The 16,867-nt window shown below is 49.1% G+C and carries 18 protein-coding genes; 12 read left to right on the top strand and 6 right to left on the bottom strand.

Annotated elements, in window-relative coordinates; all coding sequences use genetic code 11:
• Nucleotides 1-151: 151 nt before the first annotated feature.
• From H9K76_RS03650 to H9K76_RS03705, 12 genes are all read left to right on the top strand, one after another.
• Nucleotides 152-559 carry a DUF2304 domain-containing protein gene (locus H9K76_RS03650; protein ID WP_187598225.1) on the top strand — a complete coding sequence of 136 codons (408 nt, stop codon included), beginning with the start codon at nt 152-154 and terminating at the stop codon, nt 557-559.
• Nucleotides 552-2,024 (top strand): mannose-1-phosphate guanylyltransferase/mannose-6-phosphate isomerase, encoded by a 1,473-nt coding sequence (locus tag H9K76_RS03655; RefSeq protein WP_187598226.1) that lies wholly within the window; start codon nt 552-554, stop codon nt 2,022-2,024. The genes H9K76_RS03650 and H9K76_RS03655 overlap by 8 nt, the downstream gene beginning before the upstream one ends.
• A 62-nt stretch (nt 2,025-2,086) precedes the next feature.
• Complete coding sequence (locus H9K76_RS03660; RefSeq protein ID WP_187598227.1) at nt 2,087-2,827, top strand: ABC transporter permease; 741 nt, start codon at nt 2,087-2,089, stop codon at nt 2,825-2,827.
• Nucleotides 2,827-4,041: an ABC transporter ATP-binding protein gene (locus H9K76_RS03665; RefSeq protein WP_187598228.1), complete on the top strand. Its 1,215-nt coding sequence runs from the start codon at nt 2,827-2,829 to the stop codon at nt 4,039-4,041. The genes H9K76_RS03660 and H9K76_RS03665 overlap by 1 nt, the downstream gene beginning before the upstream one ends.
• Nucleotides 4,038-5,006, top strand: a complete 969-nt coding sequence (locus tag H9K76_RS03670) for a class I SAM-dependent methyltransferase (RefSeq protein WP_187598229.1) — start codon at nt 4,038-4,040, stop codon at nt 5,004-5,006. The genes H9K76_RS03665 and H9K76_RS03670 overlap by 4 nt, the downstream gene beginning before the upstream one ends.
• Nucleotides 5,007-5,008: 2 nt before the next feature.
• Nucleotides 5,009-6,208 (top strand): glycosyltransferase, encoded by a 1,200-nt coding sequence (locus tag H9K76_RS03675; RefSeq protein WP_187598230.1) that lies wholly within the window; start codon nt 5,009-5,011, stop codon nt 6,206-6,208.
• 33 nt (nt 6,209-6,241) lie between these two features.
• The gene (locus H9K76_RS03680; protein WP_187598231.1) at nt 6,242-6,619 is read left to right on the top strand and encodes a hypothetical protein; all 378 of its coding nucleotides are present in this window, start codon (nt 6,242-6,244) and stop codon (nt 6,617-6,619) included.
• Nucleotides 6,574-7,602, top strand: coding sequence for a glycosyltransferase family 4 protein (locus H9K76_RS03685; protein ID WP_187598232.1), 1,029 nt, complete (start codon nt 6,574-6,576; stop codon nt 7,600-7,602). The genes H9K76_RS03680 and H9K76_RS03685 overlap by 46 nt, the downstream gene beginning before the upstream one ends.
• Nucleotides 7,603-7,673: 71 nt before the next feature.
• Nucleotides 7,674-8,570 carry an FkbM family methyltransferase gene (locus H9K76_RS03690; RefSeq protein WP_187598233.1) on the top strand — a complete coding sequence of 299 codons (897 nt, stop codon included), beginning with the start codon at nt 7,674-7,676 and terminating at the stop codon, nt 8,568-8,570.
• Nucleotides 8,571-8,754: 184 nt separating this feature from the next.
• A complete protein-coding gene (gene gmd, locus H9K76_RS03695) occupies nt 8,755-9,789 on the top strand; it encodes a GDP-mannose 4,6-dehydratase (RefSeq protein ID WP_187598234.1) in 1,035 nt (344 codons plus the stop codon).
• Entirely contained in the window at nt 9,767-10,708 is a 942-nt protein-coding gene (locus tag H9K76_RS03700; RefSeq protein ID WP_187598235.1) for an NAD-dependent epimerase/dehydratase family protein, read from the top strand. The genes gmd and H9K76_RS03700 overlap by 23 nt, the downstream gene beginning before the upstream one ends.
• Nucleotide 10,709: 1 nt before the next feature.
• Nucleotides 10,710-11,870 carry a glycosyltransferase family 4 protein gene (locus H9K76_RS03705; RefSeq protein WP_187598236.1) on the top strand — a complete coding sequence of 387 codons (1,161 nt, stop codon included), beginning with the start codon at nt 10,710-10,712 and terminating at the stop codon, nt 11,868-11,870.
• Nucleotides 11,871-11,949: 79 nt separating this feature from the next.
• Here H9K76_RS03705 and H9K76_RS03710 read toward each other — a convergent pair whose 3' ends face one another.
• From H9K76_RS03710 to H9K76_RS03735, 6 genes are read right to left on the bottom strand one after another with little or no spacing between them, the layout of a single operon-like run.
• On the bottom strand, nt 11,950-12,354 hold the full coding sequence (locus tag H9K76_RS03710) for a GtrA family protein (RefSeq protein ID WP_187598237.1): 405 nt from the start codon (nt 12,352-12,354) through the stop codon (nt 11,950-11,952).
• Nucleotides 12,351-13,154 (bottom strand): methyltransferase domain-containing protein, encoded by an 804-nt coding sequence (locus H9K76_RS03715; RefSeq protein WP_187598238.1) that lies wholly within the window; start codon nt 13,152-13,154, stop codon nt 12,351-12,353. Before H9K76_RS03715 ends, H9K76_RS03710 begins: the two co-directional genes overlap by 4 nt.
• Nucleotides 13,151-13,963 (bottom strand): NAD-dependent epimerase/dehydratase family protein, encoded by an 813-nt coding sequence (locus tag H9K76_RS03720; protein WP_187598239.1) that lies wholly within the window; start codon nt 13,961-13,963, stop codon nt 13,151-13,153. The genes H9K76_RS03715 and H9K76_RS03720 overlap by 4 nt, the downstream gene beginning before the upstream one ends.
• Nucleotides 13,951-15,522 carry a GMC oxidoreductase gene (locus H9K76_RS03725; protein WP_187598240.1) on the bottom strand — a complete coding sequence of 524 codons (1,572 nt, stop codon included), beginning with the start codon at nt 15,520-15,522 and terminating at the stop codon, nt 13,951-13,953. The genes H9K76_RS03720 and H9K76_RS03725 overlap by 13 nt, the downstream gene beginning before the upstream one ends.
• The gene (locus H9K76_RS03730) at nt 15,509-15,919 is read right to left on the bottom strand and encodes a hypothetical protein (RefSeq protein ID WP_187598241.1); all 411 of its coding nucleotides are present in this window, start codon (nt 15,917-15,919) and stop codon (nt 15,509-15,511) included. The genes H9K76_RS03725 and H9K76_RS03730 overlap by 14 nt, the downstream gene beginning before the upstream one ends.
• Nucleotides 15,920-15,933: 14 nt before the next feature.
• Nucleotides 15,934-16,866, bottom strand: coding sequence for a glycosyltransferase (locus H9K76_RS03735; RefSeq protein WP_187598242.1), 933 nt, complete (start codon nt 16,864-16,866; stop codon nt 15,934-15,936).
• Nucleotide 16,867 lies beyond the last annotated feature (1 nt).

A 16,867-nucleotide genomic window follows, 5' to 3' on the forward strand; every position in this document is an offset into this window, starting at 1 on the left:
CAACCCGGTAACGGGTTTCAATAGGGTAGGCGGGAAGCATTGCATGGATCGGGTCATGCGTGGTGTGAGTCGCTGAGCGCACTCGACACCAAGCGGCCACAGGAGCGAACAGTCGCCATGCATTGCGCTCCTGCTGGAATCACAGGCTGATATGGCGTCCTTGCAAACTACAACCCTGCTGCTCGGCGTGGGGTTGGCGATTCTGATCTTGTATCTGATTCGCCGCGATCATCTCTATCTGATGCACGGCCTGTTCTGGGTGGCCGTTGCAGCCGCTGCGGCGCTGCTTGGCGCTTGGCCGGGCCTGGTGGATCGTATTGCGTATTCGGTGGGTATTTCCTATCCGCCAGCGCTGCTGCTGCTCTTTGCTTGCATCGTCCTTTTCATCAAGGCCCTGCACGCAGATATGGTGAACACGCGTATTGAACGTGATGTGCGCCGTTTGAATCAACGTCTTGCGATGCTCGAAGCGGATATGGAAAACCTTCCACGCAATTCCGCTGGACACGCATCTATTTCCGTATCCGCATCGCAGGCCATCTCCACTTACCATGACTGATCAGCTACTTCCCGTCATTCTCTGCGGTGGCTCCGGCACGCGCCTGTGGCCACTTTCTCGCGAAACCTATCCCAAGCAGTTTCATGCACTTGCCGGTGACTCCAGCATGTTGCAGGACACCGCTACGCGCCTACACGGCATTTCCGGTGATGTTGCCTTGGCAGCTCCGCTTCTGGTCTGCAATATCGAACATCGTTTTCTGGTGGCCACGCAATTGCAGCAGGCCCAAATCGAGAACGCCAGGATTCTTCTTGAGCCGACCGGCCGTAATACCGCACCGGCGCTGACCATTGCTGCATTGCAGGCAGTGTCTGCGGGCGCGGATCCCGTCATGCTCGCGATGCCAGCCGATCACGTCATCTCGGACCGCAAGGCATTCCACGAATCCGTGCAAGTGGCATTCAACGCTGCGCGTGCAGGCCAAATGGTGACATTCGGCATCGTCGCGGATCGTCCCGAAACGGGTTACGGCTATATCCAGCACGGAACCACGGAGCAGGGCGGGACGTTCGAGGTGCAGAGCTTCGTCGAGAAGCCTGATCTGGTGCGCGCACAGAGCTATCTCGCCGCTGGAAACTATCTGTGGAACAGTGGCCTATTCGTCGTGCGAGCAAGCGTCTGGCTCAAGGCCATGAAGGCATTCCGCCCCGACATCCTGTCGGCTTGCGAGCAGTCCATGAACGGCGCTCAGCGCGACATGGATTTTGTGCGCCCTGAAAGCAATGCCTTCCAATCCAGCCCATCGGACTCGATCGACTATGCCGTCATGGAGCGCCTGCCCAAGATGCCTGAACTGGGCATTCAGGCGCGTGTTGTGCCACTCAAGGCCGGCTGGTCGGACGTCGGTGCCTGGGATGCCCTGTGGGCAGTGCGCGAACACGACGCCGATGGGAACGCGATCATTGGCAACGCTGTTCAACACGGCTGCACAAACTCTTTGTTCCTGTCGAGCAGCCGCTTGGTGACGGGCGTGGGGTTGGACAACATCGCAGTTGTGGAAACGCCCGATGCCATTCTCGTTGCAGACATGCGTCGCACGCAGGATGTCAAAAAAATCGTCGCTCATTTGCAGACGTACGGACAGGCATTGGCACATTCGCATCGCAAGGTGCACCGCCCATGGGGCTGGTACGACAGCATTGATTACGGCGAGCGTTTCCAGGTCAAGCGCATCGTGGTCAATCCGGGTGCCTCGCTCAGCCTGCAAATGCACCACCATCGCGCAGAGCACTGGGTCGTGGTCAAGGGTACAGCCGAGGTTACCAACGGTGATCAGGTGCTGCTGCTTGGCGAAAACGAATCCACGTTCATTCCTTTGGGGCATGTTCATCGTCTGCGCAATCCCGGCAAATTACCGCTGGAGATCGTGGAAGTGCAATCCGGAAGCTATCTTGGCGAGGACGATATCGTTCGTTTCGAAGATACGTATGGTCGTGTAGCAGAGAAAGCTGGAGTCAATAACTGATGCCAGGTTTGCCGATGATAAAGGCCCTTTGGGCCTACCGCGGATTCATCTGGAGCAGCGTAATGCGCGAGTTCCATGGCCGATATCGTGAGTCGCTCTTGGGAGCCTTTTGGTCGGTGGCCAACCCACTGACTATGATAGTTATTTACACAGTGATTTTCGGTAAATTGATGCGTGCATCGTTGCCCGGTCATGAAAGTACACCGTTTGCCTTTAGTATTTATTTGTGCGCCGGCGTCATTACATGGGGGCTCTTTGCGGAAACCCTAGGGCGCCTTAATAACGTATTCCTGGATAACGGGAATCTTATAAAGAAGTCAAATTTCCCGAGGATTTGTCTCCCCGCTATTTCAATATTATCATCTCTGATTAATTTTGGAATACTGCTTGCGGTCTATCTGATTTTTTTGGCAGTTGTCGGGCATTGGCCCGGATGGGTGCTGCTCGCAGTAATTCCATTGCTAATTTTGCAGTTACTTTTTGCACTGGGGTTCGGCATATTTCTTGGCACTCTAAATGTCTTCTTTCGAGATGTTGGTCAACTGATGGGGATTGTTCTTCAGTTCTGGTTTTGGCTGACACCAATTGTTTATACGTGGACTGCACTACCGGCAGGCGTTCAGGCAGTTTTAAAATTCAATCCTATGCAACCCTTGATATTGGCCTATCAAGGAATTTTTCTCGACCGTTTGTGGCCAAACTTTTTTGATCTATGGCCTTTAGTGCTACTGACGCTGTTTTTTTTACTGCTAGGGGCTCATTTTTTCCTGTCCCGCGTAGGCGAATTGGTGGATGAACTCTGATGAGTAGCCTTGTTGTTTCAAGCATTGGTAAAGCTTATAAACGGTACCCGTCTAAATGGGCCAGGGTATCCGAATGGGTTACCGGTAGGCCACATCACGAAAAAACTTGGATTTTGCGTGATATTACTTTCTCTGTGACTCCCGGAGAGGCTGTTGGAATTGTAGGTGTCAATGGTGCGGGTAAAAGTACGTTGCTAAAGATAATAACAGGCACTACGCAACCCACCAATGGAAGTATTCAACGGAATGGGCGCATTGCTGCACTTCTCGAGTTGGGAATGGGGTTTCACCCAGACTTCACTGGGCGCCAGAATGTATTTATGGCGGGCCAACTATTGGGTTTGCAATCTGATGAAATCGTAAGGTGCATGCCTGCCATTGAGGATTTTGCTGAAATAGGGGAGTACATTGATCGGCCGGTTCGTACATACTCAAGCGGAATGCAAATGCGATTGGCATTTAGTGTGGCAACTGCCGTGCGTCCCGATATATTGATCGTTGATGAAGCATTATCGGTTGGTGACGCCTATTTTCAACACAAGAGTTTTGGGAGAATTCGTGAATTTCGCGAGAGAGGAACAACGTTGCTTATTGTTTCTCATGATAGGAATTCGATTCAGAATTTGTGCGATAGGGCTATATTGCTAGAGGACGGATATATCATTAAGGATTCAAAGCCCGAAGAGGTGATGGATTACTACAATGCATTAATCGCAGAACGTGAAAATTCCACCATAGAACAAAAGAAAATGGATGATGGAAGAGTTCAGACAGTTTCTGGAAGTGGCGAAGCGCGCATTGCATCTATTGAATTGCTTAATGAAAAACGGCAGCCGGCTGAGTACATTAATGTTGGCGAAAATGTTCAATTGAAAGTTATTGTACAACTTAATGCCGATCTCCCTGAACTCGTCTTTGGGTACATGATTCGGGATCGATTAGGGCAGGCCGTTTATGGGACAAACACTCATCTCTTGAATTTCAAGATGAATGACCTCAAGGCAGGAGATTTCATTAAGTTGGTTTTTTCTTTTCCTGCAAATATCGGGCTGGGATCTTATTCAATTTCCACCGCATTGCATGTCTCGGATAACCATCTGGCCGCCAATTATGAATGGCGTGATCTCGCGCTGATGTTTAATGTGGTTAATCTAAATCGTGATCAATTTACGGGTGGGACTTGGATTCCACCTATTGTAGGTTTTTTTAAATGAGTTCAACAGGATTCTATCGTGCATTCGAGGAGCGATTTTATGCGCCACGAAGTATGATAAAGGAACTTCGAAAGCAATATCTTCCCTTCATTGAGCCCTTGCGGCAATTGTATCCTGGCGCTGCATCCTTCGATATTGGCTGTGGACGAGGCGAATGGCTGGAATTAATGCTTGAGCATGGCTTTAATCCATTTGGCATGGATCTGGATGAGGGGATGCTTCAAGCCGCGAGGGAATTAAAACTCCCTGCATTGCAAGGTGATGCTGTTGCTCACCTTAGGTCGCTAAGTGATGAAAGTATGGCGGTCATTTCCGCCTTTCATGTGGTTGAGCATATTACTTTTGAGCAGTTACGTACAGTCATAACGGAATCAAAACGAGTTCTGATGCCAGGAGGACTTTTGATAATGGAGACACCTAATCCGGAAAATATTGTGGTTGCTACGCGTAATTTTTATCTGGATCCAACGCATATACGCCCAATTCCTCCCATGCTCCTTCAATATATCGCAGATTATGAGGGGTACGCACGTAGTCGGGTTGTTCGATTGCAGGAGAGGCCAGATCTTCGTACAGCGACTGATATTCGGATTATTGATATTTTATCTGGTGTGAGTCCTGATTATGCTGTGGTTGCGCAAAAAAGTATTGACTCCGCGATGGCGTTGAATTTTGATGCGCCTTTTAACGCAGAATACGGCGTCAATCTAGATGCATTGTGTATGCGTTATGAAAGCTTCAAAGAGGAAAAAATATCTTCACTTGTGGAAATGAAAGGCGTGACTGCGGAATTGGTCCGGCACAGCCAAGATTTACTTCGTAGAGTCTCGGAGCTGGATATGAATCAAAAATCGTTGCTTGAGAAAATGCATGAACTAGAGGGTCGCCATGATGCACTGCTGAAAAGTTCATCATGGCGAATTACGGCACCGCTACGAAAGATTTTGAGTATTTTTAGTAAATAAATATGAATCTTCTATTGTTGTGTACTTATCCAGTTCAGAATGCGAGCCATGGTGGTCAACTAAGAGTCAAGAATATAGCGGATGAATATAGGCGAGCTGGATTAAATGTTCAAGTCGCGGGGGTCTTAGGAAGCCGGGCTTATCATGCCGAAGATGGGTTCGTGGAGTATCCTGGCAATCACAGCTTTCATGCCTATCTGAAAAATCCATTTCTGATGGAAGACTTTGGGATATCCAAAGTGTTTTCAGAGGTTGGAGGAATATGGTATGAACGGCTGAGAAAAAAAATAAAAGCCATTCCGGATATTATTCATGTTGAGCAGCCATGGCTTATGCCTTTTGCATTCTTGATGGCGAACAGTCTTTCTCGATTTCCTAAATTAATTTACGGCTCCCAAAACATTGAGCATAGGTTGAAGAAAGAGATTGTTCAGAGTTATTTTGGGAGTGATGCTGCGGCAGAAGCTGAGAAGTTAATTCTTCAATGTGAAATCAATGCGATGACTAACGCTGATGGCGTGGTAGGGGTGTCTCAGAACGATGTTGACTGGATAAAAGCTAACTGTAATACCCCTGTTTGTCTAGCACCAAATGGTGTCCAAGCGTGGAGTGTATCTCCAGAGGGGCGGACTGAAGCCGCGGCGTTGACGGGAGGTAGTAAATATGCACTTTACTGTGCAAGCGCACACCCGCCAAATATTCAGGGGTTTTTTGAAATTTTTGGCGGAGGCTTTGGCTCATTGAACCCACGGCAGCGTTTGGTCATTGCTGGCGGCGCAGGCCCTGCGATTATGCAGGATCCACGACTAAGTGAATCAGCAAAGCTTTCAGAGCGTGTCATTGCACCGGGGCTTGTCCCTCAATCTTGCCTAAATGGGTTGCTCGAAGAGGCTCAATGTATCGTTTTACCGCTCACTCAGGGGGGGGGAACAAATCTCAAAACTGCGGAGGCACTTTGGTCTGGGAAATATGTGCTAGCGACCAAGGTTGCCATGCGTGGTTTTGAAAAATATTATGGGGCTAATGGAGTTTTTGTAATTGATGAGCCTGATGCGTTTAAGCGTAAATTGAGGGAATTGATGCAAATCCCCAGCCTGAGTTTACGGCTGGAAGAGCGTAACTTGCGAAAAGATTTATTGTGGGAAAATTCCATTGGATCTTTGCCAGAATTTATCAAAAATCTCAAATCGCGCCAGGGATAAGTTTCGATGCGTAATAATAACCCAACAATATGGATGAACGTGACGACCACGTCCAAATGGAATAGACCTGCTGTCGGTATTGTTCGTGTAGAGCAGGAGCTTTTCCGTGGATTGGGGGCGCTCTATCCTTCCTCGGTATTCAAGGCATGCATTTGGAATGGTGTAGCATTTCAAGAGTGCGAAATCGATCGGTCAATTAAAGCTGAACATTCAAATTCGCACCAAAATAGTGCGCCTTCTGCAGTGGTGAACCCAACATATGCTGTACCACTTCTATCGACAGAACAATTATTGATCGCCATAGCTCAGGTTGGATTGACCATCGCACCAAATTTTGCACGTGGGTATTTAAACCGCTTGTACTCATGGGTGCAGCCGCGTCTGGGGGGTATCTTAATCGAAGAAAGGTAAAAAATTTTCAATCCACTTCTAAGATAAAATCAGAGCATTCTGCAGGTGATAAAGTCGAAAAAATCGAATCAATATTTAAACCCGGCGATATTCTGATATCAGTGGGTCTTGATTGGAATGAAGGGGTGCAGCAAAAGTTCTATGATTTGCGCGTTGATGAGGGGGTGAAAATTATTGCTTGCTGCTACGATTTGATTCCAATTCTGTATCCTCAATATTGCGTTGGTGCGGTTGCACAACAATTTTCGTCCTATTTTATCGATGTAGCTGAGGGAGCTGAACTGGTTCTCTGTATTTCAAAACAGACAGAACATGATTTGAGAAAATTTATCGAGTCGACAGGCGCGAGAAATGTCAGTACATGCTATTTCCCACTTGGCGACAACATTCCAACTATCTCCAGTGATATTGGTGTTGAGGTTCAAAATGTTATGCAAAGGGACTTTATTCTTTTTGTATCCAGTATAGAGCGACGCAAAAACCACGAGGTTCTCTATCAAGCCTATCATTTGCTTGCAAAGGCGGGGCAATTGGATGTAATGCCAACTTTAGTGTTTGTTGGAATGCCTGGATGGGGTGTCAGTGATCTATTGGCAGACATACGATTGGATCCACTTGTTCAGGGAAAAATTGTGCAACTTAATCATGTTACTGATTCTGAGCTTGGTGCACTCTACAAAAATACGAAGTTTTGCGTTTATCCTTCATTCTATGAAGGCTGGGGATTGCCTGTTGGGGAGGCACTGTCGGCAGGAAAGGTCGTCCTTGCATCAAACGAGGGATCTCTTCCTGAGGTAGGTGGTGATTTAGTTCATTATGTGGACCCCTTCAGTCCACGGGATTGGGCTAGCGCGTTATATATTTACTCTACCAATCCTGAGTTGCTTAAAAAACAAGAAAATGAAATTCTAAAAAACTATAAGCCAAGGACTTGGCGAGATAGTTGTAGCCTTGTCGAAAAGAAAATCAACGAGTTTCTTTAAGTTGATTGGGTACTAATATGATCGTTTGATCAGTCGTTTGTGATGGCCTATGTACTTGTAAGGGGTTAAAGATGAGCCCAGATTATGAGCGGATGCTAGAGCGATTTTATTGTCAAGTTCTTCAAAATGGGGATATTGCCGTAGATGTCGGTGCGCATATAGGTCGCCACACATTTCCTATGGCAAGCTCAATTGGAACTAGGGGACTGGTGTACGCTTTTGAGCCACTTCCAGTGCAGTTTAAAAAACTTAGTGATGGTATTCAAGGAAATATTGATGGAAATATTAAATTGTTTAATCACGCACTAGCGGATATTACTGGCGAATTGACGTTTGTAGAGGTGCCCGACTTTCCTGAATACAGTGGTTTCAAGGAAAGAATCTACCATGATCAAAGCATTAGACGAATGCATGTTAATGTGGAGGTTAAGCGTCTTGATGATGTTTTGTATGACCTGACATCATTGAAATTTATGAAGTTAGATGCTGAGGGTGCGGAGTTAATGATTTTACGTGGTGCGGAAAATTTGATTCGAAGATTGCGACCGTATGTGTCTTTTGAGTTGGGCGATGCAGCGCTTGTCAATTATGACTATTCATCCGCAGATGTCTTTGAATATTTCTCAGGCATGGGTTATTCTATATATTCAATATTTGGCGTCCTGCTTTCAAAGGATGATTTTGTTACGTCATCAAGGTTGCAAAATTTCTGGGACTATGTTGCTATTCCCGCGGAATTGACCTGGCCCGCAGCACATGAGCCAGTCAAGGTGTTGTTGCAGCAGCTTTCGGGAGCGTCTGAAAATAATACAGGGCTGCAATCATCCTCCGAGGGGATGAATGAGGTTGATTTTTTAAATCTCAGGATTGTAGAACTCGAAAAGAATTTGGTTGACATTAGGAAGAGTGCGTCATGGAGGATTACATCTCCGGTAAGAAAAATATATTCTATATTAACTGGTAGGTGATTGAATGTTTGGGTTTTCTATCTCTTTTTTAGAGGCTTGCAGGTTAATGTGCGCGTGGACTATTTGTTGATGTTGCTGCTAGAGTGAATGGATTTTTTATATTTTTGATTATTTTAGGTCTTTGGATTGATGTGGTTTTTTTGCAATGCCACCTGTTTAGATATTTAAAACTTTAGGAGAAATCGTGAAAATAGCAGTAGTAACAGGCATTTCTGGCCAAGATGGCGCGTATTTGGCAGAACTCTTGTTGGCGAAGGGTTACAAGGTCTACGGCACCTACCGTCGCACCAGTTCTGTCAACTTTTGGCGCATCGAAGAATTGGGTATTCAGAATCACCCGAATCTCCATCTCGTCGAATACGATCTGACGGATTTGTCTGCCAGCATTCGTCTGCTGCAGACGACGGAAGCCACAGAGGTCTACAACCTCGCTGCGCAGAGCTTTGTGGGTGTGTCGTTCGAGCAGCCAGTGACAACCGCAGAAATCACGGGTATCGGTCCGGTGAACTTGCTAGAAGCAATCCGCATCGTCAATCCAAAGATCCGCTTCTATCAGGCAAGCACGTCGGAGATGTTCGGCAAGGTGCAGGAGATTCCTCAGCGCGAATCGACGCCGTTCTATCCGCGCAGCCCTTATGGGGTGGCCAAGTTGTACGCGCACTGGATGACGGTGAACTATCGCGAGAGCTATGACATTTTTGGTTCCAGCGGTATTTTGTTCAACCATGAAAGCCCGCTGCGCGGCCGTGAATTCGTGACGCGCAAGATCACTGACAGCCTGGCCAAGATCAAGCTCGGCAAGCTGGATGTTCTGGAGTTGGGCAACATGGATGCCAAGCGCGATTGGGGTTATGCCAAGGACTATGTGGAAGGCATGTGGCGCATTCTTCAGGCAGAAAAGCCTGATACGTATGTGCTCGCGACCAATCGCACCGAGACAGTTCGCGACTTCGTGACGATGGCGGGCAAGGCTGCCGGGTTCGAGTTGAAGTGGGAAGGTGCCGCAGAATCTGAAGTGGCCATCGATGCAGCCACTGGCAAGACTCTGGTACGCGTGAATCCGAAGTTCTATCGTCCTGCGGAAGTGGAGTTGCTGATCGGCAACCCTGAGAAGGCGCAGCGCGAGTTGGGCTGGAAGCCTACGACGACGCTGGAACAACTGTGCCAGATGATGGTCGAGGCGGATATTCGCCGCAATGAAGCGGGCTTTTCGTTCTGAGGATGTGCAAGTGCGGCGAGTTCTGATCACTGGCATCAATGGTTTCACGGGCCACTATCTGACCCGTGAACTCGAGCAACACGGCTGGGAGGTGTGGGGGCTGGGTTCTCAGCCCGAAACCGCTCGGCCACGCTATCGGCATGTGGATCTGCTGGATGACGCGGCTTTGACGGCTTGGGTTCAGGAGGTTCAGCCGAAAGCCGTGGTTCACCTCGCTGCGATTGCATTTGTCGGGCACAGCAACGCGCGCGCGTTCTACGACGTGAATGTGGTTGGTACGCGCAACCTGCTGGCGGCGTTGGCGACTCTGGACGGCGAGAGCAAGCCGGAGCGCGTGCTGCTGGCAAGCAGCGCCAACATCTATGGCAACTCCACAGAGGGGGAGCTTTCGGAGGCGACGCTGCCCAATCCCGCCAATGATTACGCCGTCAGCAAGCTGGCGATGGAATACATGGCGCGGTTGTGGATGGACAAGCTTCCGATCACGATTACGCGACCGTTCAACTACACGGGTGTGGGGCAGTCCGAGAGCTTTCTGCTGCCCAAGATCGTGAGCCATTTCCGCCGCAAGGCGCCGGTGATCGAGCTTGGGAACATGGAAGTCTGGCGCGATTTTTCCGATGTGCGGGATGTCGCTGTCGCCTACCGTGCACTGCTGGATTCCAGGTCTGCGGTGGGGCAAGTCGTCAATGTGTGCTCGGGTCGTCTGATTTCGCTGCGCGAAGTGCTGCAGATGGCGCAGCACATTACCGGGCAGGAGATCGAGGCCGTCATGAATCCGGCCTTTGTGCGCGCCAACGAGGTGAAGACGCTTTGCGGTGATGCTTCGCGCCTCAGGGAGCTGGCGGGGGCGTGGAGTCCGCGTCCGCTGGAGGATACGCTCGCCTGGATGCTGTCAGATAGCGCGGGAGCGGTGTGACGTGGTGAAGGTGATTCTGGGCGCGGATGCGATTCATGCGCCCTTGACCGGAATTGGTCGTTATGCCTTCGAATTGGCGACAAGGCTTCCTCACTGCGAGGAGGTCGAGTCGCTGCGCTTCTATTCGCTGGGACAGTGGATCAGCGAACAGGCGGTGCTGGATCGGGCCAAAACGGTTTCGACGCAGGAGTTGAACAAGCCCACCTTGCGGCGTGTGTTGGCAGGGAACAAGCTGGCGGTTCGCGCGTACTCGATGTTGATGCCGATCTGGTCGAGGCAGAAGATGAAGCCGTTTGCGGATTCGCTGTTTCATTCACCTAATTATTTCTTGCCGCCGTTTCCCGGCAAATCCGTGGCGACGATCCATGATCTCTCGCATATCGTCTGCCCACAGTTCCATCCTGCTGCGCGGGTGGAGTTGCTGCATCGCGACCTGCCAAAGTCGGTGTCAAGGGCAGATCATCTGATCACCGATGCGGAGTCGGTAAGGCGTGAGGTGATTGATCATTTCGGGTGGCCCGAGGATCGCATCAGTGCCGTGCCCTTGGGTGTGGACGCTTCTTTTCACCCAAGATCACATCAGGAGACCTTGCCCGTGATGCAGCGACTTGGTCTGCAGCACGGGGGCTATTCGCTTTACGTCGGCACCATTGAGCCGCGCAAGAATCTGGCACGGCTGATTCGTGCCTATGGCCGGTTGCCGGAGGCTCTGCGAAAACATTTCCCATTGGTGCTCGGTGGCTCACGCGGCTGGCAGGCCGACGAGATTCACGACCTGATGGAAAAGGCCACGCAGGCGGGCTGGCTCAAATACCTGGATTTTGTGGCGCAGGAAGATCTGCCGTACCTGTATGCGGGTGCGCGGCTGTTTTGCTTCCCATCCTTGTATGAAGGTTTCGGCTTGCCGCCGTTGGAGGCGATGGCATCTGGCGCGCCAGTCCTGACGTCGTCAACATCGTCGCTGCCGGAGGTGGTCGGTGATGTGGCGCTGACGGTGCAGCCTGAGGATGAACAGGCGATTGCCGAGGCCCTGCGTAGTGGTCTGGAAAACGATCAGTGGAATGCCGCTGCGTCGATTCGTGGAGTGCAGCGCTCACGTGCATTCACGTGGGAGCAATGTGTGAGAAGCACAAGTGCGATCTATAAGCAACTAATACCTTGAATATTATTTGACTGAGACGAGTTTTCAAAAAGAGGTTTTTGGCAGTGCCTACATGGTCATCCATTCTCGAAAAATTCTCTTATTGATCGTGAAACGATTTTCCAAAAACCCAGTGACGCTTGATGAAAAAGGATGGTATTGAGCCTATGAGCGCTGCCGCAACAAAGCCGCCATTATCACCCCAAGGTATACCAAAAAGCAAATCTATGATTCTTCGGAATAATGGTGATGCTAATGATACAAAAAGCATGATCGACAGGTTGGCAATCACAAAGCGGGAGAATATTCCAGATTTTTTAAAAATCCATCTGCGCTGAATCATGTAGTTTACCAAGACCAATGGTAAATAAGTTAATATGCTTGCAATTGCATATGACGTTGAAGTATTATTGTCCAACGCATGATAAATAAGAAGTTGCAGCCCCCAAGCCGCAACACCTAAAATGCCACCATTGATAAAGAATTTTGCATACTCGCGAATCATGTTCGCCTGCGGATAACGATGATTTGATGTAGTGACCAGTATCGTGCTAATGGGCGTCCCAATTTTTCCATCCAAGTCAGCGGCTTATCCATGAATGAAGGCATCAATTGACGAAAATTTAGTCCGCCTGAAAGTAGATACCGCAGTGCGTTTAACTCATAGCCACGATATACGATTTCTAGTTGGGATCCATATAGTTTTTCAAAGAGATCTAGGTCCCGTCGAAAAACAATGTCTGCCAATGCTTGATTGGCTCCTGATAGGGGACCTGCAATTTCTGATGTGCGCCAACCCTTTGCTTTGGGGTCGAAATGTTCATCGCTGTGGAGATGCCGGTGCAATAGTGCTGAAGAAAATCCACCATGTGGCTCGATCAAGATGCACCCGCCACCGGAGTGCAGTACCCGCGTTAGTTCTTCAAAAAATAGCTCTGGGTTGGGGAGGTGATGAAATACATTGATTGCATAGATACAACGTACTGACTCGTTCTTCAAATTCATAGACTGAGCGTCGAGTTCTAAGTCAATCCCCTTTCCCTTGCGAACATCAGAGGTCATTAATGTGGGGCGCAGGCGTTTGAAGAAGCCGGCACCTGTTCCCAATTCGACCTCAATTCCTGGCGCTGCAAAATAATGATCGCATAGTGCCCCCATATCACGATAGAACGTTTCGAATGCCGATCGCAACAAACGCTTGCCATGTAGCACAGAAGCGTGCTTGGCCAAAAGACTGTTGTCATCCACATCAACCCCACGCACCTCGGGTTCATACAGCCATTGCCGCAAACGTTCTACGATCATTTGTTCTGTTCTCGCATAGTTGAGACATGTTGTGCCTGCTGGTTCGCAAGGAAGCCATTCAGATTATCCGCATTCACAGGCAAGGGTATTCGTAGCAACTCAGCTAGCCTCAAACCTGCAGTTACCAGCTTGGATGGCACAGGTAAAATCCATGGATGTCGTCCAGCTTCCAAGGCTGCATCCAACACCAATTGTCGCAGACTGCGGAGGTCTGGCTCGAACAAGTTGGCCTCTCGCGAAGGCTCTTCCATACTGGCAAGCATCAACGTGTTACAACTCAGGCGCTCTATGGTGACTACGGGAACCTGTCCATGCCCGCCATCGGGCAGTGGGATCAGTGGTAAACGACGTGCCCATTTGCAAATGCGCCCATACAGGCCTCCATTTCCCAAGACAAGCCCGGGTCTAACAATGACTACATCTGAATGTCTAGAAAGCTCTTGTTCGAGGGCGAACTTGGTTTGGCCATAAATAGAATCGGCGTGAGCACCTGCAGAATAGGATGAGAAAAAGATATGTCTGCGAACACCAGCTGCACGTAATTGTGCAACGCATGCTAATGTTCCATCCCGTGTAAGACGAGCACCATCATTACTGCCAAAGTCATGTGCCAAGTGGATTGCACAATCTACATCTTCTAATATGGAGGAAGGCACGGATTGGCCGAGCGACCACGAAAGCGTCCGGCCTTTGAAATTGACCACTTTGCCTGCTCGGCAAAGTGCGATGACATCATGTCCCGCAGCGGTAGCATCGATAACTATGTGGGAGCCGATAAACCCCGCAGCGCCAAAGATCAGTACCCGCATTGCGTAACCTCTTCGGCGATGCGTGCTGCATTCGCCATCAATGTCAATGAATGATTTTTTGCTGGCAACGATGGTAGGACACTGCCATCGATCACTCTTACACGGTTGCTGTTCCAGAGCCTGCCGTCCACATGGGTTTCATATTCATTGGGCGCATGCCGCATTGGAAGGCAACCCGCATGATGAAACCCCCACCCCGGTGGTGAATGAGAAGCGAAACGCCCGAGTGAATATGCTCCAAGTGAAGAGAGTGCTGGCAGTAAATGTGGCAGTATTGTGCATTCAGCTTGTTTTTCGTAGACGATCTCAATGCCATTATTTTTATTGAGGCTGAGAGTATTACCTGCCATAGGACGGGCAGTCTCCCATATTTGGGCGACGAGCATTCCTCCTATCAACGACCCCATTATACGAATCGCCGCATTCATGGGCAAAGGAATGTCAGGAAGCAGGTCGCTCCATAGTAGACCACCTGGATAGTACAAACTGACCATGTCACGTCGCCCAATCCCGTTGAGTGTACCAATCAACTGTACAGGGAAGCTGCATGAGGGCAGCTTGCTACCGAACATGCTAGGCATGAACAGAGGGAGCAGCGTTGGAGGGTGGTCAATGAAAGGCAGTGCGCGACCATATTCTCCGCCTTGCTGCAGTACCAACCGAGCCGTTTGTATGGTGCCGCAGCCAAGTAAAAGATGCTGTGTACGAACCACGCAACTTTCGTTTGATTTGAGATTCCGTAGATCCAATTCTACATATTCGGCTGATTCTCGCCAGCCGAGTAATTGGTGTTGTCCGAGATAGGTGACCTTTCCCTCTGCCCTCAATTCCTCAAGAGTGCGCTTTGCAGTATAGAGCCCTGCTTGTCCACTCGTGAAGAACTCTGTCTCTCCTAAACTATGTGCTGAATACGATTGACAGGCTTGGCTTGCTACTGCTAAACGAGACCGTCCTAATAGCAATATATTTTTTGGGGTTCGGTGTGAAAGATAATTCGCATATAAGCGCGAAGCCGCTGGAACCATGGGAACGGGGGGCATGCAGGGCAGCGCACCTCCTAGAAAATCTTGCATGTCATCTGCTTGACCAGAGATCCCAATGTGTTTTTCCAAATCTTCGTAATAAGATATGAGTTGCGATATCGCTAATGGCCAGCCGCCAGCCTCACTAATATCGGTTTCGGTGTAACGAAGCAGTTGGGCGCCCCATACATTGGACATACCCCCTGCCGCATGGCTGCCCGCGCCATGGATAATTGCTTTTCCAATTGAATCACGAACGTGAAACGACTCTCCCTGCATTACAAATCGCAAGTCAAAAGCGCGCAACTTTGGGTGTATGCGGCCTGCTTCCGTGAGATTCGCTAGCATTTCACCATTGGGGCCGAGCAGTGCTTCAGAATCTCCTGCAGTTAGTGCGGAGATTAGTGATGGATACTGGAATGATTGCTGGGATACATCTCCCACATCAACTATGCATGTTCCTTGTCTTGGGGAGCTTCGTGCAGCGGCTACTCCTGCAGGACCAGAGCCGACGATAACGCGCTCAAAGCAGTCCATGTCGAACCTTCAAATAGAGTCCGTAAAGCAAACCAAAGAAGCCACTGAATAAAAGAAAAATCCATATACCACGCCCAAATTGGCGCTGTCGCGAATATCCGGGATGCTTGCCATCGCATTCTGCAATATAGGAGACCAGCAGCAGCTTTGCCGACAGGGCATGTCGTTGTTGCTTCTTGCCACGTAACCATGGCTCAATGGCAACTGCATTTAGTTGCCTAGTCGATATGATGTGCAGAGTGCGAGATTCGTCGACTGAAATGTTTTGCAGATCTGGTAAACGCTTGTGGGCTTCTTCATAAGCCTTAATGAAAGCAGATGAAATAGATTTACGGAAAAGGCAACGATGCAAATGTTTTGCCTCGCTTTCTAAATCGATATTGGTAAACTGTTTCATTCAGAAAGTGAAGTTTAGCGATTCAGGAGTTCGCATTCAAATTGGCGTTTATCTTGATGTGTGATTGAATCAAGTATTAACCCGATTGCCGCGAGAATGAGTGCGACGATTTGCAGGCCCGTCGCTAGAATTGCAAGCGGTATGTGATGGATGTAGCCTTCCCGCAGCCAATCCCCTAATACTGGAATTCCTGCGAGAAGTCCAAGTGCTGCGAATATTAATGCCGAAGTGCCAAAAAAAGCTAATGGTCGATAGTATCTCAGTACGGTGGTGATCGTATTTATTACTCTCATACCATCGCGAAAGGTATTTAATTTGGAAAAACTGCCTTCAGGGCGGTCCCGATATTCGACGGGAACTTCCAATATGCGAAATCGTTTGTCAAGTGCATGCAAGGTCATATCTGTCTCAATTTCGAACCCTTCGACGAGAATTGGATAATTTTTGACAAATCTGCGGTTGAATGCTCTGTATCCACTCATGATGTCTGCAAGTTTGGCGCCAAACAGCTTGTTCACTAAATCGCGAACAAGACAATTACCGAACCCATGAAAGGCTCGCTTATTCTCTGCCGCGTAGTGGCCGGCGCTGTGACGGTCTCCCACAACCATATCTGCCGTTCCATTCACGATAGGGGTGATTAAGTCATGGGCTTGGAATGCGGGGTAGGTCATATCTGCATCGGCAAGGATATAAATATCTGCATCAATTTCAATAAATGCACGCCGCACGGCATTCCCCTTGCCTGCACGAGGCTCATTGATTACACCTCCATGACATTTTAGGCGCTCAAGAGTTTCCCGTGCAAGAGATTCAGTTGAATCCACCGATCTATTGTTGATAACCCATATTTCGGCATCGGGCAGATGAGTGTGAAAATCTTCAATGGTAGAAGAAATTGTTTTTTCTTCATTGAATGCGGGTAAAACGATGGCAACACGAATCATG

The sequence above is a fragment of the Diaphorobacter ruginosibacter genome (assembly GCF_014395975.1).
Taxonomy (GTDB): Bacteria; Pseudomonadota; Gammaproteobacteria; order Burkholderiales; family Burkholderiaceae_C; genus Diaphorobacter_A; species Diaphorobacter_A ruginosibacter.